The following is a 22,142-nucleotide window of genomic DNA, read 5'->3' on the forward strand; positions in this document are numbered from 1 at the left end:
CCATGATAGGCGCCTTTCCTTGGAGGACCCTCAGCATCCCTCGAAGTCGGTGAGCACCTTGACCTTCTCCGCGGAGGCGGACGAGGGATCGAAGGTGTAGCCGATCCATTCCCGCGCGAGCCGCCGTGCCAGCTCCAGCCCGACAACACGCTGCCCCATGGTGAGGACCTGGCAGTCGTTGGAGAGCACGGAGCGCTCCACGCTGAAGGAGTCATGGGCGGTCGCGGCCCGGATGCCGTCCACCTTGTTGGCGGCGATGGCGACGCCGATTCCGGTGCCGCAGAACAGGATGGCCCGGTCTGCCTGCCCGTCCCGGATCAGTTCCCCCGCGGCGATGCCCACATACGGATACGGCTTGGTGAACTGCTCCGGGGCGTCGTCGCGGTTTACCCCGATGTCGATGACTTCCGCGACCCGTGGATCGGTCCGGAGGTCCGCCAGGATCTGGTCCTTGTAGTCCACGCCAGCTTCGTCCGCGCCGACAATGAGCCGGATGCCTGCCGGGCTCATGAGCGTGCTCCGGCCGCTTGCCGCACACCGGCGAGGTGTGGACCGAACACGCCGAACACCATGGCCAGGGACGTGGCCCCCGGGTCCGGTGTCCCCACGCTCTTTTCGGCCAGGGGGCGGGCGCGCCCCTTGAGCGGGCGCAGGGCCGCGGTGGCCTGCGCCGCGGCGGTGGCCTCGCGCGCCGCTGCTGCCCAGCCGGCATCCGCGCCGGCGCCTTCGCCGGCCAGCCGGCTGAAGGTCTCGGTGAACGGGACAAGCGCGTCCACCATGGTCTTGTCCCCAACATCGGCCTTGCCGAGCTCCGCAATCCGGGCGGCAAAAGCCGCCACGGACGCTGCGAGCTCAGACGCCTCGGGCGCGTGGTCGTTGCCGAGGGACTCACCGAAGGCCCGCAGGCCGGCGCCCCACAGCACCCCGGAGGTGCCGCCGGCGTTGTCGGCCCAGGCATCGCCGGCGGCGGCCAGGACGGCGCCGGCTCCGGCGCCGCGGGACGCAGCGCCCGAGGCGGCGGCACAGGCCGCGTCAATGCCGCGGACCATCCCCCGCCCGTGGTCGCCGTCGCCGGCGATGGCGTCGAGGTCGCCGAGGGATTTCTCGGCGTCGTGGAGTGCGTCCCGGGCCGCCGTTAGGGCGGCGATGCAGCGCAGCGCGTAATTACGTGAAGCGTCCGCCGCGGTGAAGGCCTCCGGTGCCGTGGTGGCCTCGGCAGGCGTCGGCTCCTCCGCCACGCCGCCGGGGAGGGCTGCGTTGCCCCGCCGGTACGCAGGGGTCTCGGCGGGAGCGGTCCAGAGCGGTTCGAGTTCGTCATCGAGCCACGTGACGGTCAATGAGACGCCGGCCATGTCCAGGCTCGTGACGAGCTCGCCGACCTCCGGCATCACCAGTGTGTAGCCTGCGGCGCGAAGCAGCGGGGCGACGGTCAGCCACAGCACGAAGAGCTCTTCCTGTTTCGTGGAGCCGAGCCCGTTCAGGAGCACGGCAATCCGCCGGCCGGCACCGTGCGGCGTCTCCGCGAGCACGCGCGCCACCAGTTCCTCGCCCAGCTCCCGTGCCGGCGGCAGTTCGGTGTCGAACAGTCCGGGCTCGCCGTGGATGCCCAGGCCGAGCCCCATCATTTTGTCCTCCAGCGTGAACAGCGGAGCGTCGGCGCCCGGAAAGGTGCACCCGCTGAAGGCGCTGCCGATGCTGCGCGTCAGGTCGTTGGCCTTGCGGCCCAGGCGGACAACCTCGGGCAGGGTCTCGCCGGCCTCGGCGGCGGCTCCCATGATCTTGAAGACGGTGAAGTCGCCGGCGATGCCGCGGCGCTTGCCGGATTCCGACGGCGGTGCGCTGGCGATGTCGTCCATCACGAGCACGTTGTCCACCTGGATCCCTTCGGCGGCCAGCCGTTCGCTGGCCAGGCCGAAGTTCATGACGTCGCCGGCGTAGTTGCCGTAGGTGAACACCACGCCGGCGCCGCTGTCCGCGGCTTTGGCAACGGAATACGCCTGCTGCGCGGACGGCGAGGTGAAGATGTTTCCGACGACGGCGCCGTCGGCCATGCCGGTGCCGATGAGCCCGGCGAAGGCCGGGTAATGGCCCGAGCCGCCGCCGGCCAGTACGGCCACCTTCGGCTGGCGGGGCCGGTGCCGGCGGACGGCGCCGCCGGGCACCTGGCGGACCAGGTTGGCATGGACGTCGCAGAAGCCGGCGAGGGCTTCCTCGGCGAAATCGGACGGGTCGTTAAAGATTCTGGTCATGATGGGCTCTCTCAGCTGAACTCGGTCGTCTGCCGCTCTGTCCAATAGACGTTGAGGCTGCTAGTGGATGTGGCTTCCGCCGTTGATGTCGATGGTGGTTCCGGTGAGGTAGGCGGACTCCTCGGAGGACAGGAAGGTGATGACGGCAGCGATTTCCTCGGTGCTGGCGTTGCGTCCGAGCGGGATACCGGCGTTGATGGCCGCTTCCTGCTCCTCGGTGCTGCCCACGCGGATGTTGGTGTCCACAGCGCCGGGGGTGATGGCGTTGACGGTCACGCCGGTGCTTCCGAGCTCACGGGCCAGGGCCTTGGTGAAACCCAGGATCGCGGCCTTGGCTGCGGAGTAGGGGACCTTGCCGAAGACGCCGCCGCCGCGCTGCGCGGACACGGAGGACATGTTCACGATCCTGCCCCAGCCGCTGGCGATCATGTCGGGCAGGAACGCCTTGGTAACCAGGTAGGTACCCGTGGCGTTGACGGCCATGACCTTGTTCCAGAGGTCCAGGGTGGTTTCCAGGAACGGCACCGGCGAGGTGATGCCGGCGATGTTGGCCAGGGCGCCGACGGCGGGCAGGTTGCCGGCGCTGACCTCGGCGGCCACCGCCTGGTACGCGGCTGTCACGGAGTCCTCGCTGGCGACGTCGATCTCGTGGCCGAAGGCGGGAACGTTGAATTCGTTGCCGATCTCCGCGGCGACCTTGGCGGACTTCTCGCCGTCGAGGTCCAGGATCACCACGCCCCAGCCCTGGCTGGCGTAGCGGCGTGCGGTGGTGATGCCGATGCCCCGGTCCGAGGTTGCCCCGGTGAGGACGGCGGTGCGCTGGATGGTGGTGCTCATGATGCTCCTTGGAGTTGGTGTGGTGTCTCTTTGATGGAATCGATTGCTCCAACAGCGCCGTTTTGGCGGTCCAAAACGGCCGTTTCGGAGCAGTCGATGGGTCAGATGAGGTCTGTGATGAAGCTGGCGGCCTTGGCGGCTGCTGCCGGGCGTTCGTCGTGCGTGACGTCGCGGGTCTCCAGCTCCAGGGAGAAGTGGCCGGCGTAACCGTGGGCAGCGAGTGCGCCCAGGCCGGCGGCAAAATCGGCGTCGCCGTTGCCGATGCTGAGGTTGATGTTCCCCGGCACGGCATCGCGCAGGTGGACGTGGGCGATCCGGCCCCGGTGCCGCTGAAGGTAGTTCAGCGGGTCCTCGCCGGCGGCCACGATGTGGCTGAAGTCCATGACGATCCCGACGCCGGATCCGGCCAGCCGCTCTGCCAGCAGTTCCGCGCGCTCCAGGTTCCAGCAGAAGCGCAGGAAGTGCAGTGACTCGGTCCAGAGCTCGACGCCGAACTCGTCCGCGCGTCGCCTGGCCCCGAGGAGCTGAGCGGCAATGGTGTCCAGATCATCGTCGATGCTGCGGACCGGCTCGTGGCCGAGGGCGCCGCAGGGAAGGACAAGGGCCTTGGCACCAATTCCGGCCGCCAGGGTGAGGAGGGCGTCAAGGTGCCGGTTCCGGGCGGACTGCGCGTCGGCGTCGAGCACGGCGTTGAGGTCCCCAATGTCTCCGTTGACCGAACGGACCCGCAGCCCGGAGGCAACGACGTCGGCCGTCACGGCGGCGACGGCAGCGGCGTCAAGGTCGTAGGGAACGTGGTCGCACACTCCGGGAAGGGCGCCGAGATCGATTTCCTCGAAACCCAGGCCGCTGATGGTGCGCAGGGCCGTGGGCAGGTCCTGGTGGCGGAAGCTGATGGACGAGCAGCCGAGTCGGGAATTGAACATCGTCGTTGATCCTCTGGTCGTGCCCCGAGGGCGGTGGTGATACGGACCACACTACAAAGTCGACTGTCAACAGTCAACCTTTGAAGTTGACTGTTGACATTACTTATGTCGCGGGTCACACTGGCGTATCATCTGTTAACAGTCGACAGTGTTGGCGCTGAAGCGTCGACAGCTCTCTTCGAAAGGGATTGACATGAGCAACGAAGCTCTCACCATGCGAGGCCCTGTGCATGGCACGAAGGACGCCCGGCGCGTCGCGATCGGCTCCAGCGTCGGCGCAGTTATCGAGACCTATGACTTCATCGGATTCGGCACGGCAGCAGCCCTGTACTTCGGTACGGCTTTCTTCCCCACGGGCGACCCGGTGACCGGGACCCTGGCCGCCTTCGCCACCCTGGGTGTCGGCTTCGCGGCCCGTCCCATTGGCGGCATCATCGGCGGCCACCTCGGTGACAAGCTCGGCCGCAAACCGGTCCTGGTGGCCTCCCTGATCCTCATGGGCGTCGCCACCTTCGTCATCGGCCTTCTTCCCACGTACAGCCAGGTCGGCCTGATGGCTCCTGCTTTGCTGGTGTTCGTCCGCATCGTCCAGGGCCTGGCCTTCGGCGCGGAGTGGGGCGGCGCCATCCTCATGAGCTACGAACACGCGCCGTGGAAATCCAAGGGCAAGTACACCGGCATGGTCCAGGCCGGCTTCCCGGTCGGGCTGCTGCTGGCCAACCTGGTGTTCCTCTTCAGCGTCCAGCTCGGCGGCGAACTCGCCTGGCGCATTCCGTTCCTCGCCAGCATCGTGCTGGTCGTCGTCGGCCTGATCATCCGCTCCAAGGTCCCCGAGTCCCCGGTCTTCGACGAGGTCAAGGACAGCGGCAACATCGTGAAGTCGCCCATCACGGAGGTCCTCAAGACCGACTGGCGCAACATCGTCAAGGGCATCGGCCTCCGCATCGCCGAGACCGCAGGCTACGCCGTGTCCATCACCTACATGATTTCCTACCTGAACAGCCAGCACCTGGCCGACAAGACCCAGACACTCGTCGCACTGTGCATCGCCTCCGCGATCGGCATCTTCGCCACGCAGGCCTGGGCACGACTGACCGACAGGATCGGCCGGCGCCCGCTCTACATCTGGTCCTGCGCCTTCGCGGTGGCCTTCGCCGTGCCGATGTTCCTTTTGGTCAACACCGGCTTGTTCATCTTCATCATCGCCACCCTCGTGATCTCCTACGCCGTGTGCCAGAACTCGCTCGCCGGCGCCCAGGGCGCCTGGTTCCCGGAGCTCTTCCAGGCCAAGACCCGCGCCTCCGGCGCCTCGCTGGCCTACCAGATCTCGGCCATGGTCTCCGGCTTCACCCCGTTCATCACCACCCTGCTGTTCGTCAGCTTCGGCTGGATGGGCCCGGCACTGCTCTTCGGCACCTACGCCGCCATCGGCCTCTGGGCCGCCCTCGCCACCCGGGAAACCTGGGGCAAGCGCGAACGCCAGCTCGCGGACGAGGCCACCAAAAGCACCCCCGCCCACGTGACCGCGTAGGGACGCACCCCACCGGACGCCGTCGACGGCCTCCCGCAGTAGCTCGTCACGTCACTTTTGAAAGGCAGAATTGTGGTTCTCACACAGGAAAAAGCAGCCCGGGGCAAACCCTCCGACGTCGAGGCAGCACGCCTTGAACGGGTCGAGGGGGCCGCGTTCCGGATCCGGCACCACGCCCTGAACATGGGCGAGGTCCAGGGCCAGGGCTATGTGGGCCAGGCCCTCGGCGCGGCCGACATGCTGGCGGTTGTCTATGCGGACCAGCTCCGGTTCCGCGCCGACGATCCCGAATGGGACGGGCGGGACAGGTTCCTGCTCTCCACGGGCCACTACGCGATCGGCCACTACGCGGCCCTCGCCGAGGCCGGGACCATCCCCGTCACGGAACTGGAGACCTACGGCTCGGACAATTCCCGGCTGCCGATGTCCGGGATGTCCACCTACACCCCCGGCATGGAGATCTCTGGCGGCTCCCTCGGCCACGGCCTCTCGATCGCCGTCGGCGCCGCCCTTGGCCTGCGTTACCAGGGGTCGGACGCCCGGGTCTACAACTTCCTCTCCGACGGCGAACTCGACGAGGGCTCCACGTGGGAGGCCGCCATGGGCGCGCACCACCACCAGCTCGGCAACCTCACCGCCATGGTGGACATCAACGCCCTGCAGGCCGACGGGAAGACCGACACCGTGCTGCGCACCGAGCCCGTCACCGAAAAGTGGGAGGCGTTCGGCTGGTACACCCAGCGCGTGGACGGGAACGACGTCGGCGCGCTGCTGGCCGCGTTCGACAACGCCGCTGCCCAGGCGGCCGCCGCCGGACGTCCCTCGGTGATCCTGTGCGACACCAAAGTGGGACGCGGCGTCCCGCTGCTCGAGGACCGCGAAAAGGCGCACTTCATGCGCATTGAAGAGCACGAATGGCAGCTCTGCCGCGAGCACCTGACCGCAGGATTCGAAGGAAAGGCCGCACGATGAGCACCGCCGCAACACCGAAGCTGAAGACGTCGGCCATGATCGCTTCCTTCGCGGACCCGGGCCAGAAGACCGCGTCCGCACCATTTGGGCACGCCCTGGTCAAAGCCGCACAGGAGAACGACAAGATCGTGGGCCTGACCGCGGACCTGGGCAAGTACACGGACATGCATATCTTCGCCCAGGCTTTCCCGGAACGGTTCTTCCAGATGGGCATGGCCGAGCAGCTGCTCTTCGGCGCGGCGGCCGGGCTGGCGGAGACGGGCCTGGTCCCGTTTGCATCCACATACTCGGTGTTCGCCGCCCGGCGCGCCTACGACTTCCTGTGCCTGGACGCCGCCGAGCCGAACCTCAACGTCAACATCGTGGGAGGACTCCCCGGACTGACCACCGGCTACGGCCCCAGCCACCAGGCCACTGAGGACATGGCGATCTTCCGCGGCATGCCCAACCTGACGATCGTGGATCCGTGCGACTCCCTCGACATCGAGCAGGCGGTCCCCCAGCTGGCGGCCAGCGAGGGCCCCACGTACCTGCGCCTGCTGCGCGGCAATGTCCCCACGGTGCTGGACGAGTACGACTACACGTTCGAACTCGGCAAGGCGAAAGTCCTGCGCGGTGGCAATGACGTCGTCTTCATCTCCAGCGGACTCATGACCATGCGGGCGCTTCAGGCGGCCGAGGCGCTGGCCGCGCACAACGTGGATGTCGCCGTCGTCCATGCCCCCACCATCAAGCCGTTCGACTCCGCAACGGTCCTGGCCGAGCTGAACACCGACCGCCTCGCGGTGACGCTGGAGAACCACAGCGTGGTGGGCGGCCTTTTCGAGACCGTCGCCTCGGCCGTGGTCACGGCGGGACTCGGCAAGCGGGTGGTGCCGGTGGCGCTGCCTGATGAGTTCCTCGACGCCGGGGCGTTGCCCACTCTGCACGAACGCTACGGGCTTTCGGTGCAGCGGATCGTCGCCAAGGTCCTCGCCGAACTGGGCTAAGTCCGAAGAGGAGTCGCCGCGCGGGCCCGGCAGCCGCCGGTCCCGCGCGGGTGCCGTACCATCAACTGTTAACACACCAACTGTAGACAGTTGACCACTGACAGTGAGGACACACCATGGCCGGAGCAACAGCCCCGCTGCTCGGACTCGAAAAGAAGAGCCTTCGCGAGCAGGCGCTGTCCGCCCTGCGCACGGCGATCACGAGCGGTGAACTTGAGCCGGGCCGGCATCTGGTGGAGACGGAACTATCCGACATGCTCCAGATCAGCCGGGGAACGCTGCGCGAGGCCCTGCGGCAGCTGGAACAGGAAGGGCTGCTCTCGGCCGGCGCGCGGGGACGGCTGTCCGTACGGCATCTGGACAGCAAGGAAATCCGGGATATCTACGCCGTCCGGGCGGCGCTGGAGTCGCTCGCGGTCCGGACGCTGTGTGAACTGCCGGACCGAATCCCGGTGATTGCGTCCCTGCGCTCGGCGATCGACGCCATGGCAGCGGCCGCGGAGGGGACCTTGGAGGAACGGATCGAGTCCGATCTCGAGTTCCACCGGACGATGTGCCGGCTGACGGGAAACGAGACCCTGCTGCACTCCTGGGAATCGCTGGAGGGCTCCATCCGGATGTCGATCATGTTTGCCGGGATCGAACGGGCCGTCAAGAACATGAGCGTTGACCGGCACCACGACATCGTCGCCGCGATCGAGACCGGCGACGCAGTGCTGGCGCGCGCCACCGTCCTCGAACACATGGACGTCGCCGCGGCGAACCTCGTCGCCTAGCCGGCGTCAGTAGTCCACGATCGCGCCGGCGGAGATGTTGACCGTCGCGTCGGTGATGGCTGCCGCCTTATCCGAAACGATGAACGAGGCCACGTTCCCGACGTCTGTCAGGGTGGCGGTGCGGTTCAGATGGGCCGTCCTGGCGATCTCCACCACGATCTCTTCCCGGCCTTCGGCCTGCCATGGGATGGTTTCGATAATGCCGCCGGTCACCATGGTGACCACGCGGATACCGTGCTTTCCCAGCTCGAGGGCCCATTGCCGGCGCAGTCCTTCCATCGCGTCGAGCGCCACTTTGAACCCGCCCAGGCCCGGTACGGTCTGCGGGCCCGAGCCGCCGAACATGAGCACCACGCCGGAACGCTGTTTGACCATGTGGGCGGCGGCCGCGCGGGTGGTGAGAAAGTGGGTGCGCGCAGCCAGGCTGATGGGCCGGGTGAAGTCGTCCACATCAATGTCCATGAGCGGCTGCTGGACATCTCCAAACGAGATCACGTTGAAGGAGATGTCAATCCTCTTGCTCTTTTTCGCAACCCGGTTCACGAAGGCATCCACCTGCTCCTCGTCCAGGGCATCGACGACGGCGGTCTCCGCCGTGCCGCCGGCCTCGCGAATGTCTCGGGCCACTTTCTCCAGTCGCGCTTCGGTCCTGCCGGCGATGTGGACGGACGCGCCTTCGGCCGCGAAGGCCCTGGCCACCGCCCCGCCGACCGCCCCGCCGCCGCCGTAGATCAGTGCGGTCTTGCCGTGCAGCAAGCCGTTGTCCGGAAGCCCGTTATTCAGCATGGTCGCCTGCCTAGTGCCGCGGAGTTCGTGAATTCCCTCAACTATGTTCTTGCCGGGCGTCGGTGGCAAGAGGCCCGGCGCCGTGCGGACATTCGCGGGACAACACCGGGGAGGGGCCGGGGCAACGCCGGGACCCGGCCAGGAGCCCCCCAAATGCTTACGCCTGGCCGAATCACGGCGAGCCTGACGGCTTACCGCCGTCCTGCCATCGAGGAATTGGACACGTCCAATTCCTCGCCCTGAGCGTAACCGGAACAGATTAGACATGTCCAATCTGTTAGGATTGCACGCGAACTGACGACACGTGAAGAGCCGCGTCCGACCATATTCGCTTGATGAAAGAAGCCACTGTGAGCAGTGACCAGTCGACCTCTGCGCCGGGCCTAGCCCTCGCCCGCAAACTGAACATTCTCCTGGATACCGCTGAGGCCGAGGGCCGGAAAATCACGTTCAATGACGTCAGGGACGCCATGTCCGAGGCCGGTACACCGCTCTCTCGCGCCAGATGGCACTACATGCGATCGGGGACCGGCCCCGCCGTCAAGAAGGTCGAACTCCTGCAGAACCTGGCCAGGTTCTTCGGCGTGAACGAGAACTACCTGATCGATGGTGACGACGAACTTCCGCCCCGGGTGGAGGCGCAGCTTGAATTGCTCGCCTCGATGCGGGCCAACAAAGTCCGTAACTTTGCCGCCCGCCAACTGGACGGCCTCTCCCCCGAAACCCTGCTCCAGATCCGGGACCTGATCGACGAACAGCTCTCGCGCGGGGATACGGACGAGCCCTGAGTAAGCCGCCAAGGACTCGGTACATGGATTACGACGCCGCCCGGTCGCGGGCATGGGAAGCAGAAGCCGGCTTCGTCCTCGCCTAGCCGGTGTCCCTTGCCTCAATCCAGAGACACCTTGAACGGCAGCGGGGCCGCAAGATCGTCATCAACCCCATCGCAGGGGCAACAGACAAAGTCTGCGGGCTGTGGTTCGGGCTGGACCACATGGACCTGATCCTGCACGCACGGGCGGCCTCCGAGGTCCACCGGCAGCAGATTGTCCTCCACGAGTTTGCCCACATGGTCCTGCGCCACGAGCAGGAAATCGTCTCCCCCGAATTCGCCGGCACATTCTTCCCGGCCATGGTCCGGAACGGCCGGGACCGGGGGCCATCACCAGCGTGACTCGGCGCTAGGTTCCGGGAGGGCCGCCGGGCACTTCTCCACTTGGCCCCTCTCCCTTGGGCCCTTCAACACCGGCGTCAGCCGGCGGTTTAGGGTCACTCTGGCCGCCCTGGTTGTTGGGGACTTCAGGGGTTTCAGCGTTGACCGCGGCCGCCGGGCCGCCTATGCCGTAGAAGCCCGCTTGGCCGCCAGCCGGGCCGCCAGTCTGACCGGACGGGGGGCCGCCAGGCGATCCGCTTGGAGCCTCACGCTCGGGTGCCGGGCCACGCACGGTCGCCTGACCCTGACTCGGGGCTGGACCTGGCGCTGCTGGGGGATACGGGGATGGACCGGGGACCGGATACGGGGCTGCCGCGGCGGACCCGGCTGGGGGACCGGAATAGGGTCCGGCTGGGCCAGCATAAGGCCCGGCCGGCGGGCCGGCATAAGGCCCGACCGAAGGCCCGGCTGGCGGACCGGAATAAGGTCCGGCTGGCGGGCCGGCATAGGCCGGCACCGGCATGTCGCCCGGATCGACGGGACCCATATCGAGGTGGAACGGCGGATATTCATCCCGCATCAGGGATACGTATGCGATGACGCGGTAGATCCAGCGGTTCAGGCCGAGCAGAAGATCGAACAAACCCCGCCAGTATTGGCCGGTGAACAACAGGATCACGCCGGCAATGAAGACCAGCAGCCCGAGGAGCGAGATGCCCACGCCTTCCTGCACCCAGCGACCGTCGCGGAACTCCCATGACCTCGCCGTCCCGGTCAGCACGCCGATGATCAGCAGATGCGGAATGGCCAGCAGCCACGATTTCACGAAGATCAGGCCGCGGGACAGCCGGTCGGGATAGTCGACGTCGAAGTCGGCCGGGTAGTTGGTACGGGCCAGGGTGAAGGGCGGATAGGCATCGGTGCCGATGGCGCTGAAGGCATAGAAGGCCACACGCCAGTTCCAGCGGATCACGCCAACATTGAAGTCGAACAGTGAGCGGGGGTAGCGGCCCGTAAACAGGATCGCGAACCAGGCCACAAGAGTGACGACGCCGAAAGCGAACCAGAGGAAGAACAGCACGATGCAGTGCGGAATGGCCAGGAACCACTTGACGAGCCACATCCAGCGGGACAGGCTCGGGTCGAGGTAGCCGTTGAGGCGGGCCGGATACACGTAGTGCGAGGGGCCGCCCGGAGGCACCGGATAGGGAGTTCCCGGCGCGGCAGCGTAGGCTGCTACGGCGCCTGGCGGGGCTCCGGAGGACCCTGCCGCGCCCGGCGGCACTGCGCTGTTCAACTGCCCTGGGGCCCCGGGCGCGTACGCACCCACGGGATGCGGCTGGCCGGGCTGGGGCGGCAGGTTGCCGGGAGGGACGCCGCTGCCCGGGCCGCCTCGGCCGGACCGTGCGGCGCGGCCGAGGCCGGCTGCGCCCAGCACGATCAGCGGCACCCCGATCAGCAGCATCACAAGGCCGCCGATCAGCAGGCCGATGAAGATCGGCCACAGTAGGTCGGAGCGTGCCCCTGCCTGTAGATTTACCGCCACCGGTGCACTCGCATCGGCATTCATGACCACCACGGCCCAGCTTCCGGAGCGCAGGTTCCAGGTGAGTTCCTGTTCACCAGGGCCCGTGGCGGTCGCGGCCCAGAAGCTCTGCCGCGCCGGATCGGCCGGCGGCTTGAATCCGTCCACTTCGCGGTAGATAGTGCGGAAGGGATCGAACCTGACGTCGACGATCTCGGTATGCCGGACCCCGGCCATGTACGCCGCGACGTCGGCCCGCGGGGCAATTCCAATGAAGATTTCTTTGCCGGGGTCGTTGGTGGAGCCGCGGAGCAGCACGCTGCCTGCAAGGTCCACGGGGGTGCCCTCGGGCAGGCCGCCTGCGGTCATGAGGTCCAGCCGCGGGGTCGTCAGGGCGAAGGAATCGCCTGAGAACTGCTCCGACGGCGTGACGAAGTACCTGCCGTCGCGCTGCTGGTAGTTGGCCCATCCCGTGACGCCGGCTCCCGCCAGCAGTCCGAGCCCCACCAAGGCGCACAGCGCGCCGAGGACCAGCATGACAATCCGGCCTGCTTTCATGGCCGCCGTCCTTTCAGATGGTCCGTTTGCCCCGCCCGGTCGGGCAGGACTTCCGGATGCAGGGTGCGCCTGGCCGCGCCGCTACCGACCGAGCGAGGTCAGGAGGGTCTTTGCCCAACTGCCAGCCTTCTCGATTTCACCGCTGCGCAACGGGCCCTTGGTACCGCCCACGTAGAACGGCATAGGCTCGGAGATGATGTCGGCTCCGCCGGAACGGAGGGCATGCGTGATCTTCTTGGCGGCGTCGCCGTGGATGAACATGCGCACGCGGGTGTCGAAGGCGGCCGCCTTGACCCCCGTGAGCCGGTCCTTGCCGAGGCCCGAAAGCAGCGCGGTGACCTTCGGCGTCGGACGCCATCCGTTGATGGGACTGCCGACGACGAGGAGGTCCCCCGCTGCCAGCTCTCCGGCGTTGAAGTCGTCGACCGGGACGGCCGCGGCGTCCAGTCCCTCGAGCTCACCGGCCACTGCCTCGGCCACGGCCTTCGTGTTGCCGAAGGCCGAGTCGTAGACAATGAAGGCTTTCAAGCCGTGATCACCACTTTGAGGGCCTTCGTCTCTGCCGCGCGGGCGAAGGTGTCGTAGGCTTCCATGAACTCGTCAAAGGTGAAGTGGTGGGTGGCGAAACTGTCCGCTGGGATTTTTTGCTGCGCCACGAGCTTGAGCAGCATGGGGGTGGTGTTGGTGTTGACCAGGCCCATGCTGATGTTGATGTTCTGGATCCAGAGGTTTTCGACGTGCAGCTCCACGGCTTTGCCGTGCACGCCGACATTGGCCACATTCCCGCCGGGCCGCACGATGTCGGTGCACATGGCGAAAGTCGCCGGGACGCCGACGGCCTCGATCGCCACGTCCACGCCCTGCCCGTCGGTCAGGAGCATCACCTGCTCCTTCCAATTGGGATCGCTGGAGAGGACCACATCGGTGGCGCCGAATTCGCGGGACTTCTCCAGCCGGTTCGCGTCGAGGTCGACGGCGATGATCGTGGCGGCGCCATAGAGGCCCGCCGTGGAGATCGCGGCCAGCCCCACGGGACCTGCGCCGATCACTGCCACCGTGTCACCGGGCTTGACCCGGCCATACTGCACGCCGATCTCAAAGCCGGTGGGCAGGATGTCCGAAAGCATGACGGCCTGCTGGTCGCTGACTCCCTCGGGCAGGAGGTGCAATGAGTTCTCGGCGTACGGGACGCGGACGAACTCGGCCTGGGTGCCGTCGATCAGGTGCCCGAAGACCCAGCCGATGCCGGAGGTGCCCTCATCCCCCAAGCAGTGGGAGTACAGGCCGGTCTTGCAATTGGCGCAGTGCCCGCAAGACTTAATGCAGGAGATGATGACACGGTCCCCGACCTTCAGGCTGGTCACGGACGCGCCGATCTCCGTAATGGTGCCGACCCCTTCGTGGCCCAGAATGCGTCCCTTTGTCACCGCCGGAACATCGCCCTTGAGGATGTGCAGGTCCGTGCCGCAAATGGTGGTGGTGTCCACCTTGACGATCACATCGCTAGGGCTCTGGATGGTGGGGTCGGGTACGTCGATCCAGGATTTCTCTCCAGGACCGCCATAGACGAGGGCTTTCATACGTGCTCCTTGGTCTTGAGGATGGTCGGCGGATCCACGATGCGCAGCCGGCACGGCGTTACCGAGTCGTCGATTCCGGATGACATGACTGAGCGACGGGCATGCTCGTAGAGTTCTTCAATGGCATCGTCCGTCACGCGGGAGTGGGCCAGGTCCACCACGATTTCGTACCCGGGAAGTTTGGCTGCCACGCGGCGGCAGACAACATAGAGGGCCCGGATATTTGCGGGGGTGACGACGCCCCGCACGTTGACCCTCGCCGACTGCTCAATGGCGTCGATCCGAATAAGGACTTTGATGCGGGGATCCCCATGCGAGGGGTGCGCGTAGTAGGCGCTGGATCGGTTTCCGTATTGCCTGTGGGTCACGTGAGGTCAGAGCTCCCGCGCAGCCCGTCACTGGACTCAAAAATGTAAAAATCGCTGTCAAAAGTCATGTTGGCTTCGGTCTCCTGCCCTGTTCCCGCAGACGCGGGAAAGGGCGGAATGCCTTTTCCTTCCCCAAGGTTTTAAGCGAGACCGTGCACCTGACAAGCAAGCGGTTCATCCCCCAACTGGCCGTGCAGGAACCGCCCCAAGTTCAGCTTGGGGGGTGCGGGATGAAGGGGTAAGGGGCGAAAGTCCCTTATGGGCGTTTAGGTCCTTCGTCGCTCCACGCCTAGCCTGATCTCTATGTCTGAACAGCTCGGTTCCCGCCTCTCGCCCGACCTCGTGCTGGCAGCCGTGCGGCAGCCCGGGGACGACACATGCTCCGATGTGCATATACGAAATGGCGTCGTGGCGGCGGTTAGTCCGTCAACCGGGAATTCCGGCGTCGCCGGCACCCGGGTGGAGGCTCTCGACGGCCGCTACATCATTCCGGGACTCTGGGATGAGCATGTCCACATGACGCAGTGGGCGTTAGCGTCTAATCGCCTTGATCTCTCCGGGGCCGGCTCGGCACGCGAGGCGGCCGCCGTCGTCGCTGCTCACCTGGCCGGGGCTCACCTGGCCGGGGCCGGAGGTGGCGACGCCGTTCCGGGTACTGTCCAGACGCTGGTGGGAGTCGGTTTCCGTGATGCCGTCTGGACGGATCTGCCAACCCTGGACCTCCTCGACGGCGTGACGCACGGCCGGCCGACGGCCCTGATCAGCCATGATCTCCACTGCGTCTGGCTCAACTCCGCGGCGGCCCGGCGATACGGCGTGCAGGTGGACGCGGGCGGCCTGCTCCGGGAAGAACCGGCGTTTGCCCTGACACGCGAGCTAGGCAAGCTTCCGGACACGGTGGTGGATGCTTGGGTGCAGAAGACGGCCCAAGCCGCTGCCGCGCGGGGCGTGGTCGGGATCGTGGACTTCGAGATGACGTGGAACCGCAGCCCCTGGCTGCGGCGGATCTCCGGAGGCTTCGATGCGCTCCGGGTCGAAGCGGGGGTCTACCCGCAGGATCTGGACAGGGCCGTGGCCGAGGGACTGCGGACAGGCTTGGAGGTCGCCGGCGGCGGCGGGCTCCTGACCGTGGGCCCGCTGAAGGTGCTGATCGACGGCTCGCTCAACACCCGCACCGCATACTGTGTTGACCCGTACCCGAGCGGCGGCCACGGCCTGCTGACGGTGGGCGAGGCAGAGTTGCTTGCCCTGCTGCTCCGGGCGCGGCAAGCAGGATTCGTGCCGGCCGTCCACGCGATTGGCGACGCGGCCAACCGCGTGGCGCTGGACGCGTTTGAGGCGGCAGGAATTGCCGGACGGGTGGAACATGCCCAGTTTGTCCGGAACGAGGATTTCGCCCGCTTCGGCCGGTTGGGCGTGATCGCTAGCGTCCAGCCGGCGCACGCCCTCGATGACCGCGACGCGGCCGAGGCGAACTGGCCCGGCCGCACGGACCGTTCCTTCCCGCTGCGTTCGTTGGTGGCCGCCGGTGCGAGGCTCGCTCTCGGCTCCGACGCCCCGGTGGCTCCGCTGGACCCCTGGACCGCCATGTCCGCCGCAACAACGCGCGCCCGGCAGGACGGCCGCGGACCCTGGCATGCCGAGCAGGCTCTCACCCGGCAAGAGGCACTCACGGCGTCAACGCGCGGGCGGGGCAGGATTCGGGTCGGGGATCCGGCGGATCTCGCGGTGCTCGACGTCGACCCGCTCACTGCGTCCGAGGCAGAGTTTGCCGCGATGCCGGTGGCCGCCACGCTGATAGCAGGGAGATTTAAGTACGGCGGCGTTTAGTTGTTGACCGCGACGGCGTCTGGCTGGCGACTAGTCTTTGCCCTTGACCCGCGCTTGGACGAGGTTGGCGTACGGCAGGCGGCCGTACTCCGCCACGAACGCCGCGTGATAGGCGGCCTCGGCCGCGTTGAGCTCCCCAACGGGCAGCTCTTTCCACGCGATGATCAGTGACCCAGCCGCGGCGAGCTGCCAGATGAGCCGGCCGTCCCAGTGGCCGGGCGGCTTGCCGGCGCCGAAGTCGACGAATTCCTGAATCTGCCGCCGCAGCCCGCGGTTGCCTTTGCTCCCGGGACCGGCCTTGCCCACGAAGAGGACGTCGGCGCCGTCGACCCATTCGGCGTCGAGCGCTTCGGCTTTCAGGGTGGGGTCCTTCTTCTTGAAGACGCCAGCCGTGCTCCTGGCCAGGAACTGCGGGCGGTACCCTTCGCGCGTTAACACCGCGAAAATTCCGGGTTTCTGCGGGATCCGGTTGATGTCAAGATCCCCGAGCAGCCGGAATCCTGTGAACCCGTCCTTTTTCAGTGACTGTCTGTTGATCGGCATGGATTCCTTGGATCGGGGCGGGGGCGTTCCTTCGAAGCTTACCGACGCGCAAGTTCGGCGGCCCTCATTTTCGTATCCCAAGGCAGCGGCACCGCTCCGCCGGCGCAAGCTCCGGTACCTCGCCAAGGCGCCCAAACCAGCAAGGCCTCGCGCCACGGCAGCGGCCTGAGACCCTCCTGGGTTTGCAATCACAAGAGGCTAGGAGATCAAGAACAATCTGAGCCCCCGGGCTCGGGCGACAGACCGTGTTTGGCGGCAATCCAAGAACCGCAAAAATCCTCAAGCGGATTAACACACTCATTAAGGACATCGCGCGCAACGCCAATGAGTGATAGGAAGACCGGAGCCGCTCAAACACGGCTTCTACGGCTATCGGTCCCGGCGCAGCACCGACGAGCGTCGGCTGGTCTGCGGGAAACTGAACCTCAGCCAGGGGAACGGACTGTCCCACTGCCTCGTGCAGCTGCAACACGTGAGGCCTGCAGGTACCTTCGCGATCTCGCTATGAGACGGCTCGGACATTTGCATGACCAGAACGACCCGGCTTAATCAAGTGGTTACCTGCAGGCGCTTTAAGCGTACGCCTGCCTCCCCACCGTGGCGAGAGGAAGAAAGCCTCTGGACCCCGCCACAAAAACACGCTCTTCCGCGAAAGCGTAGAGTGGAGGAAGCCGCCTGATTCTGGACGCCGAGTGCTGAGGGAGAAATCGTGACGATTGACTGGGACGAAAAAAAGGCCCTGCTGCAGGAGCCGAACATCGCCGCGGTGACGCAGCTGTGCGACGAGCTCATGGAAAAGAAGCCTGGATCCGTGGTCCCCTACATCGACCCCGTCCATGACGAGGACGAATGCCGCATTGTCAGCCTGCATATCAGCCCCGGCAAGGGCACGGAGTCGGGCTTTGTCTCGCACTTCAACGACGACGAAACGGCCCGCCGCGCCACCTCCATCTACGAGGCCGCAGAGCTGGACCCCCGCTACGTAATGCCGTGGAACGCCTACCCGTGGGTCCGAGATCCGGACGCCGCATCGGCCCTGAATGTCCAGGAGAAGACGGACGGACTCCGGCCCTTCCGCCAGTTCCTGAAGATCAACAAGCGCGTCTCGGCCGTCATTGCCCACGGCGCCGACGCCCACTCCTTCCTGACGCTCTTCGAGAAGACCTACCATTCCTCGTTGAAGAACCACGGCGTCAAAATCTACAAAGCCACCGCGCTCGGCGGCCGCGCCTTCGCCGTTTCCCCCGCCAAGCAGGAAGAGCTCCTGGCCAAGAACGTTGAGGTCTACAGGGACGCCATGCAGCGGGCCGGCATCCAGCACCTCTAAGGCCAGGACTTCACCCCTCCACCAGCCTGCGCCGGTGTTTGAGCTCCTTGACCCAATCGCGGGTGACGGCGGCCGAAAACGGCGAGGCGCCGTCGTCGTTCGTCATGGAACTGAACGCCGTACCCGCCTGGAGGTCCGCCAGCAGCGGCCCCGCGGCCTTCAGCGCCAGCTCCAGCGCCTGAACGGCGGCCCGCTCCGTCAGCCCCATCCCCGCGGCCCAGCCCAAAAAGTGCTTCCGGGATATCCCCGTCCGCTTGCCGTCCAGGGTCAAGGCGAGCGTCTTGTCGCCGTAGACCACGGTGGAGGGGATGTCGTACACCGGCGCAATAGACCATTCGCCGCCCGGCTGCTGCACCATGGAAACATTTTTGGCGTGCAGGTCCCCATTGCCCGTCAGCCACGCGAACGCCGCCTGGAGGGCCAGATTCCGTAGCGCCGGCAGCGGCGCCGCGCAGTACGCCGCGAGCGCATGGCACACCTGCCCGTACCCCACGTTGTACTTGTCGGCCGGGTACAGCCCCAGCACCTGCGCCCCGTCCTCGACGGCGAGCCGCTGCACGGCATTCGACGGCGCGCCCGCCGCAGCCGTTGAGATGGGCACCCGGTCGAAGCGCTCCACTAGCAGTCCCGGCCGGCCGGAGACGTCACGGATCAGCTGGACCCGGCTCAGCGGGATCCGCAGCCGCGCCGCATAGCGGAACATGACGTATTCGTTTTCGACGACGTGCGGGAACTCGGGCGCGTTGAGCTTGAGGATGTAGCGCCGGCCGGCGCTGGCCACCGGCATGGAGATCATTCCCGCGGACAGCTTGTCCTGCACGCCGGCGAGCGCCACCGGGTCGATCAGGCCCGAGTCGCCCAGCAGGGCATCGAAATCCACGGGGGTTCCGGGTTCAAGCTCGACGGCGTGTTCGTCCGGATCCAGCTTCTCCCCGTGGCCCACAATTTGCACGTCACCCACCGGATTGGCTCCGGCCGCAATGAGCAGCGACAGATCGTCGTCCACGCTGGTTTTGACGGACCGGCGCAGGGCATTCAGCCGCCGGCCCTCCGGCAGAAGCCCGGTGAAATACGGCGGAGCCGCGCCCGCCGCTGACAGCACAGGGTCCGCCGTCAGCGGCAGGGAGCTCGCGACGGCAGGTGCCCCGGACGCCAGATACGCCGGCAGGTAACTGAACCTGGTGCCGCCGTCGTGCCGTTCCAGCCGGGCCGCCAGCACACCGGCCTTGTAGACGTCGGCGATGCGGTGCCTCATGGCCGGGCGTCCGTACTCTGATCCGGTTCCCCGGGTGCCCGCAGTTCCCCGTGGGCCTGCTGCCCGGCGAGGGCGCGGGCGGCCGCGCTGGTCCGTGTCTGCACCCGGAGTTCCAGCCCCAGCGTGTCCAGGAGCGCAAGCAGGGAATCCAGTTGCACGGTACGTTTGCCCTGCTCGACGAAACGGACGAAGCGTTCGGAGACTCCGGCCAGTTCGGCCAGTTCACGCTGCCCCAGCCGGAGCGAGGCGCGCCGCGCGCGGACCTCCGCAGCGAGCTGGTCCGGAAAGGACTTCCCCATGACCGCATCCTCCCCTTTGATCACCATGCGTCCGAACGGCCGCCTTCATAGGTACGAACGTGCCGCTTTTCCCGCAATCCCAGTGTAGGGCGGCCGGGCGAGCCCGTACAGAGCCATTTCGGCACGTTCGTACCGGCGGTGCAGGAGGTGTCGGCGCCCCTAGGGTCCAACGGCCCTGCCCGCGCCGGGGGCCCGACGAGATGCTGGACAAGGGCGGGCGGCGTGCCCGTGCCCGAGCGCGGAGCGGCCCGGAAGGACAAGCCATGGGACGGCTGGACGGCAAAGTGGCATTGATCAGCGGCGGCGCCCGTGGCATCGGCGGAGCCATGGCCACCCGGATGCTGCAGGAAGGGGCCAAGGTGGTGGTCGGCGATGTCCTGGACGAGGACGGCGCTGCGCTGGCGGCCCGGCTGGGCGACGGCGCCCGGTACGTGCACCTGGACGTGACCAAGCCTGCCGACTGGGAGCAGGCCGTGGGCGAGGCCGTCGACGCCTTTGGCGGGCTCAGCATCCTGGTCAACAACGCCGGAATAGTGAACTTTGGCCGGATCGACGACTATCCGCACGAGCAGTGGGCCCGGATCATCGAGGTGAACCTCACCGGCGTCTTCAACGGCATCAAAGCTGCCGTGCCGGCCCTGGCCCGCTCCAGTCCCGCCGCCATCATCAACGTCTCATCGATCGCCGGACTGCGCGGATACGAACAGCTCGCCGGGTACACGGCATCAAAGTTCGGGGTCCGCGGCCTGACCAAGAGCGCGGCCCTGGATCTCGGCGGCCTGGGCATCCGCGTCAATTCCGTGCACCCGGGGGTCATCCAGACACCCATGACGGAGGGCATGACCTTCGACACCGGCCACGTCCCGCTGCACCGGGTCGGCCAGCCGACGGAAGTTGCGGACCTCGCCGTCTACCTCGCCGCGGACGAATCCTCCTTCGTCACCGGGGCCGAATTCGTGATCGACGGCGGCGAAACCGCGGGGTCGGTCGCGGCAAACCCGGCCGACGCGCCGGAGAACTAGCCCGAAAGGGGCACCATGTCCGGGAAGAGTGGTTCAAAACTGGCGGTGGTCGGCGCCGGAAGCGTCGGCACCTCCCTCGCTTATGCGGCGCTGATCCGGGGCTCGGCCAGCCACGTCGCCCTGTACGACGTCAACGCCATCAAGGCCGAGGCCGAGGTGCTGGACCTGGCCCACGGGACGCAGTTTGCCGCCGCGGCGGCCACCGTCACGGGCGGCGGTGACATCTCCGCCACGGAGGGCGCCGACGTCGTGGTCGTGACGGCGGGCGCCAAACAGGCCCCGGGCCAGACGCGGCTTGACCTGGCCGGCACGAATGTCCGGATCCTCGAGGACCTCATGCCCCGGCTGCTGGAGCATGCCCCGGACGCCGTCTATGTGCTCGTCACGAACCCCTGCGACGTCCTGACAGTCGCCGCGCAGAAGATCTCCGGCCTGCCGACGTCGCGCATCTTCTCCTCCGGCACGGTGCTGGATACCTCCCGGCTCCGCTGGCTGCTGGCCGAACGCGCAGGAGTCTCGCTCACCAGCGTCCACGCCAGCATGGTGGGCGAGCACGGTGACACGGAGTTCCCCATCTGGTCCGGCGCCACGATCGGCCCGGTCCCCATCCGCAACTGGACCGTCAACGGCGAACGGATCTTCTCCTCCGAACTCCTGGCCGAGACCGCGCGCGAGGTGACACAGGCCGCGTACAAGGTGATCGCCGGCAAGGGCGCCACCAACTACGCCATCGGGCTGTCCGGTGCACGCATCGTCGAGGCCCTGCTGCGCGCCGAAAACGCGGTCCTTCCGGTTTCCACGCTGCTCGACGGGCAGTACGGAATCTCCGGTGTGGCGCTCTCACTGCCCAGCATCGTGGGGCACGGCGGCGTCCTGAAGGTGCTGGACACCCCCATGGACGACGGCGAACTCGCATCCCTCCACCACTCGGCAGAAACGCTGCAGCAGAGCCTGGCGACGCTCGGGATCTGAAGTAGCAGCCTACGGACGGGAACATCGTTCCGCAGCCGGGCGTTGAATCCGGGTACCCTGAAAGTGCCTCCGGGTCACGAGAACGCCGTGAAACGGGATGGCAGCCCAACGACCCAGCTAGGAGGATCGCCATGGCCACTGCCCGCGCAGCCGGTGCCGTGCCGGTCCTCCGCCGCGCAGCACTGCTGGCCGGCATCCTCGCAGTCATTGCCGGCTTCCTTGGCATGCACATCCTTGCCGGCCTCCACGGAATGCACGGCCAAACCGCCCACCCGGCAAGCGCTTCTAGCGTCATGCCCGCCGCCCGGACTCACTCCGGACACTCGCCCGCCGCGGCAGCTCCTGCGGCCCCTCCGGCGTTCGCTACAACGGTGACAGTCGGCGGCACGCCGATGCCGGCGTCGTGCACCTGCCAAGGTGGCTGCGCCGAGAAGCCGGCCGCCCATGTGGACTGCACCCCCTCCGTGTCCGGCGTCTCGCTGAGCGTGCCGCCACCGGGCACCGCGGTGAAGCGAACCCAGCCCTGGGCGACAGGTGTTGCGGCCCAGTGGGCGCTCTCGGCCCGCATCCCCGGCTCACCCACGCCCAACGATCTGTCCATTAGCCGAACGTAAACCCGGGCCCGCGCCGTTGATTTTCCGGCG

Annotated in this window: 23 protein-coding genes; 11 read left to right on the forward strand and 12 right to left on the reverse strand. The window is 67.1% G+C overall.

Annotation, left to right across the window (positions count from 1 at the left end):
- Nucleotides 1–30: 30 nt before the first annotated feature.
- The 4 genes from C9424_RS09770 to C9424_RS09785 form a co-directional block, all read right to left on the reverse strand.
- A complete protein-coding gene (locus C9424_RS09770) occupies nt 31–510 on the reverse strand; it encodes a ribose-5-phosphate isomerase (protein ID WP_116766666.1) in 480 nt (159 codons plus the stop codon).
- Complete coding sequence (locus C9424_RS09775) at nt 507–2,249, reverse strand: dihydroxyacetone kinase family protein (protein WP_116766667.1); 1,743 nt, start codon at nt 2,247–2,249, stop codon at nt 507–509. Before C9424_RS09775 ends, C9424_RS09770 begins: the two co-directional genes overlap by 4 nt.
- A gap of 60 nt (nt 2,250–2,309) precedes the next feature.
- A complete protein-coding gene (locus C9424_RS09780; RefSeq protein ID WP_116766668.1) occupies nt 2,310–3,086 on the reverse strand; it encodes an SDR family NAD(P)-dependent oxidoreductase in 777 nt (258 codons plus the stop codon).
- 101 nt (nt 3,087–3,187) lie between these two features.
- Nucleotides 3,188–4,012: a sugar phosphate isomerase/epimerase family protein gene (locus C9424_RS09785; RefSeq protein ID WP_116766669.1), complete on the reverse strand. Its 825-nt coding sequence runs from the start codon at nt 4,010–4,012 to the stop codon at nt 3,188–3,190.
- Nucleotides 4,013–4,205: 193 nt separating this feature from the next.
- On the opposite strand from C9424_RS09785, the gene C9424_RS09790 reads away from it, so the two are divergent.
- The 4 genes from C9424_RS09790 (at nt 4,206) to C9424_RS09805 (ending at nt 8,280) form a co-directional block, all read left to right on the forward strand.
- Nucleotides 4,206–5,543 carry an MFS transporter gene (locus C9424_RS09790; RefSeq protein ID WP_116766670.1) on the forward strand — a complete coding sequence of 446 codons (1,338 nt, stop codon included), beginning with the start codon at nt 4,206–4,208 and terminating at the stop codon, nt 5,541–5,543.
- A gap of 72 nt (nt 5,544–5,615) precedes the next feature.
- The gene (locus C9424_RS09795; protein WP_116766671.1) at nt 5,616–6,515 is read left to right on the forward strand and encodes a transketolase; all 900 of its coding nucleotides are present in this window, start codon (nt 5,616–5,618) and stop codon (nt 6,513–6,515) included.
- Nucleotides 6,512–7,504, forward strand: coding sequence for a transketolase family protein (locus C9424_RS09800; protein ID WP_116766672.1), 993 nt, complete (start codon nt 6,512–6,514; stop codon nt 7,502–7,504). The genes C9424_RS09795 and C9424_RS09800 overlap by 4 nt, the downstream gene beginning before the upstream one ends.
- 116 nt (nt 7,505–7,620) lie before the next feature.
- Nucleotides 7,621–8,280, forward strand: a complete 660-nt coding sequence (locus tag C9424_RS09805) for a GntR family transcriptional regulator (RefSeq protein ID WP_116766673.1) — start codon at nt 7,621–7,623, stop codon at nt 8,278–8,280.
- A 6-nt stretch (nt 8,281–8,286) separates the two neighbouring features.
- On the opposite strand, the gene C9424_RS09810 is transcribed toward C9424_RS09805, so the two are convergent.
- Nucleotides 8,287–9,066: an SDR family NAD(P)-dependent oxidoreductase gene (locus tag C9424_RS09810; RefSeq protein ID WP_091255415.1), complete on the reverse strand. Its 780-nt coding sequence runs from the start codon at nt 9,064–9,066 to the stop codon at nt 8,287–8,289.
- A gap of 335 nt (nt 9,067–9,401) precedes the next feature.
- Between C9424_RS09810 and C9424_RS09815 the strand changes: the two genes are divergently transcribed.
- Both C9424_RS09815 and C9424_RS09820 read left to right on the forward strand, forming a co-directional pair.
- Entirely contained in the window at nt 9,402–9,854 is a 453-nt protein-coding gene (locus C9424_RS09815) for a hypothetical protein (protein ID WP_116766674.1), read from the forward strand.
- A gap of 89 nt (nt 9,855–9,943) precedes the next feature.
- Nucleotides 9,944–10,240, forward strand: coding sequence for a hypothetical protein (locus C9424_RS09820; protein WP_116766675.1), 297 nt, complete (start codon nt 9,944–9,946; stop codon nt 10,238–10,240).
- 7 nt (nt 10,241–10,247) lie between these two features.
- Here the strand turns inward: C9424_RS09820 and C9424_RS09825 are convergent, their stop codons facing one another.
- The 4 genes from C9424_RS09825 to C9424_RS09840 all read right to left on the reverse strand — a co-directional run bounded on the left by C9424_RS09825 (nt 10,248) and on the right by C9424_RS09840 (nt 14,250).
- Entirely contained in the window at nt 10,248–12,302 is a 2,055-nt protein-coding gene (locus tag C9424_RS09825; RefSeq protein WP_237563389.1) for a DUF4389 domain-containing protein, read from the reverse strand.
- 81 nt (nt 12,303–12,383) lie between these two features.
- Complete coding sequence (locus tag C9424_RS09830; protein WP_116766676.1) at nt 12,384–12,830, reverse strand: flavodoxin family protein; 447 nt, start codon at nt 12,828–12,830, stop codon at nt 12,384–12,386.
- Nucleotides 12,827–13,882 (reverse strand): zinc-dependent alcohol dehydrogenase family protein, encoded by a 1,056-nt coding sequence (locus C9424_RS09835; protein WP_116766677.1) that lies wholly within the window; start codon nt 13,880–13,882, stop codon nt 12,827–12,829. The genes C9424_RS09830 and C9424_RS09835 overlap by 4 nt, the downstream gene beginning before the upstream one ends.
- Complete coding sequence (locus C9424_RS09840) at nt 13,879–14,250, reverse strand: hypothetical protein (RefSeq protein WP_116766678.1); 372 nt, start codon at nt 14,248–14,250, stop codon at nt 13,879–13,881. Before C9424_RS09840 ends, C9424_RS09835 begins: the two co-directional genes overlap by 4 nt.
- Before the next feature lie 303 nt (nt 14,251–14,553).
- On the opposite strand from C9424_RS09840, the gene C9424_RS09845 reads away from it, so the two are divergent.
- Nucleotides 14,554–16,080: an amidohydrolase gene (locus C9424_RS09845; protein ID WP_116766679.1), complete on the forward strand. Its 1,527-nt coding sequence runs from the start codon at nt 14,554–14,556 to the stop codon at nt 16,078–16,080.
- Nucleotides 16,081–16,110: 30 nt separating this feature from the next.
- On the opposite strand, the gene C9424_RS09850 is transcribed toward C9424_RS09845, so the two are convergent.
- The gene (locus tag C9424_RS09850) at nt 16,111–16,623 is read right to left on the reverse strand and encodes a hypothetical protein (RefSeq protein WP_116766680.1); all 513 of its coding nucleotides are present in this window, start codon (nt 16,621–16,623) and stop codon (nt 16,111–16,113) included.
- A gap of 709 nt (nt 16,624–17,332) precedes the next feature.
- Between C9424_RS09850 and C9424_RS09860 the strand changes: the two genes are divergently transcribed.
- Nucleotides 17,333–17,950, forward strand: coding sequence for a uracil-DNA glycosylase (locus C9424_RS09860; RefSeq protein ID WP_116766681.1), 618 nt, complete (start codon nt 17,333–17,335; stop codon nt 17,948–17,950).
- Nucleotides 17,951–17,960: 10 nt separating this feature from the next.
- Here the strand turns inward: C9424_RS09860 and C9424_RS09865 are convergent, their stop codons facing one another.
- Together C9424_RS09865 and C9424_RS09870 are read right to left on the reverse strand one after the other, a co-directional pair.
- On the reverse strand, nt 17,961–19,205 hold the full coding sequence (locus C9424_RS09865; protein WP_116766682.1) for a type II toxin-antitoxin system HipA family toxin: 1,245 nt from the start codon (nt 19,203–19,205) through the stop codon (nt 17,961–17,963).
- Complete coding sequence (locus C9424_RS09870; protein WP_116766783.1) at nt 19,202–19,504, reverse strand: type II toxin-antitoxin system Y4mF family antitoxin; 303 nt, start codon at nt 19,502–19,504, stop codon at nt 19,202–19,204. Before C9424_RS09870 ends, C9424_RS09865 begins: the two co-directional genes overlap by 4 nt.
- Nucleotides 19,505–19,767: 263 nt before the next feature.
- Between C9424_RS09870 and C9424_RS09875 the strand changes: the two genes are divergently transcribed.
- The 3 genes from C9424_RS09875 (at nt 19,768) to C9424_RS09885 (ending at nt 22,112) form a co-directional block, all read left to right on the forward strand.
- Complete coding sequence (locus C9424_RS09875; protein ID WP_116766683.1) at nt 19,768–20,526, forward strand: glucose 1-dehydrogenase; 759 nt, start codon at nt 19,768–19,770, stop codon at nt 20,524–20,526.
- A 15-nt stretch (nt 20,527–20,541) separates the two neighbouring features.
- Nucleotides 20,542–21,498 (forward strand): L-lactate dehydrogenase, encoded by a 957-nt coding sequence (locus tag C9424_RS09880; protein ID WP_116766684.1) that lies wholly within the window; start codon nt 20,542–20,544, stop codon nt 21,496–21,498.
- A gap of 131 nt (nt 21,499–21,629) precedes the next feature.
- Nucleotides 21,630–22,112 (forward strand): hypothetical protein, encoded by a 483-nt coding sequence (locus tag C9424_RS09885; RefSeq protein ID WP_116766685.1) that lies wholly within the window; start codon nt 21,630–21,632, stop codon nt 22,110–22,112.
- The last annotated feature ends 30 nt before the right edge of the window (nt 22,113–22,142 follow it).

The organism is Arthrobacter sp. H-02-3, assembly GCF_003097355.1.
GTDB classification, from domain to species: Bacteria; Actinomycetota; Actinomycetes; order Actinomycetales; family Micrococcaceae; genus Arthrobacter; species Arthrobacter humicola.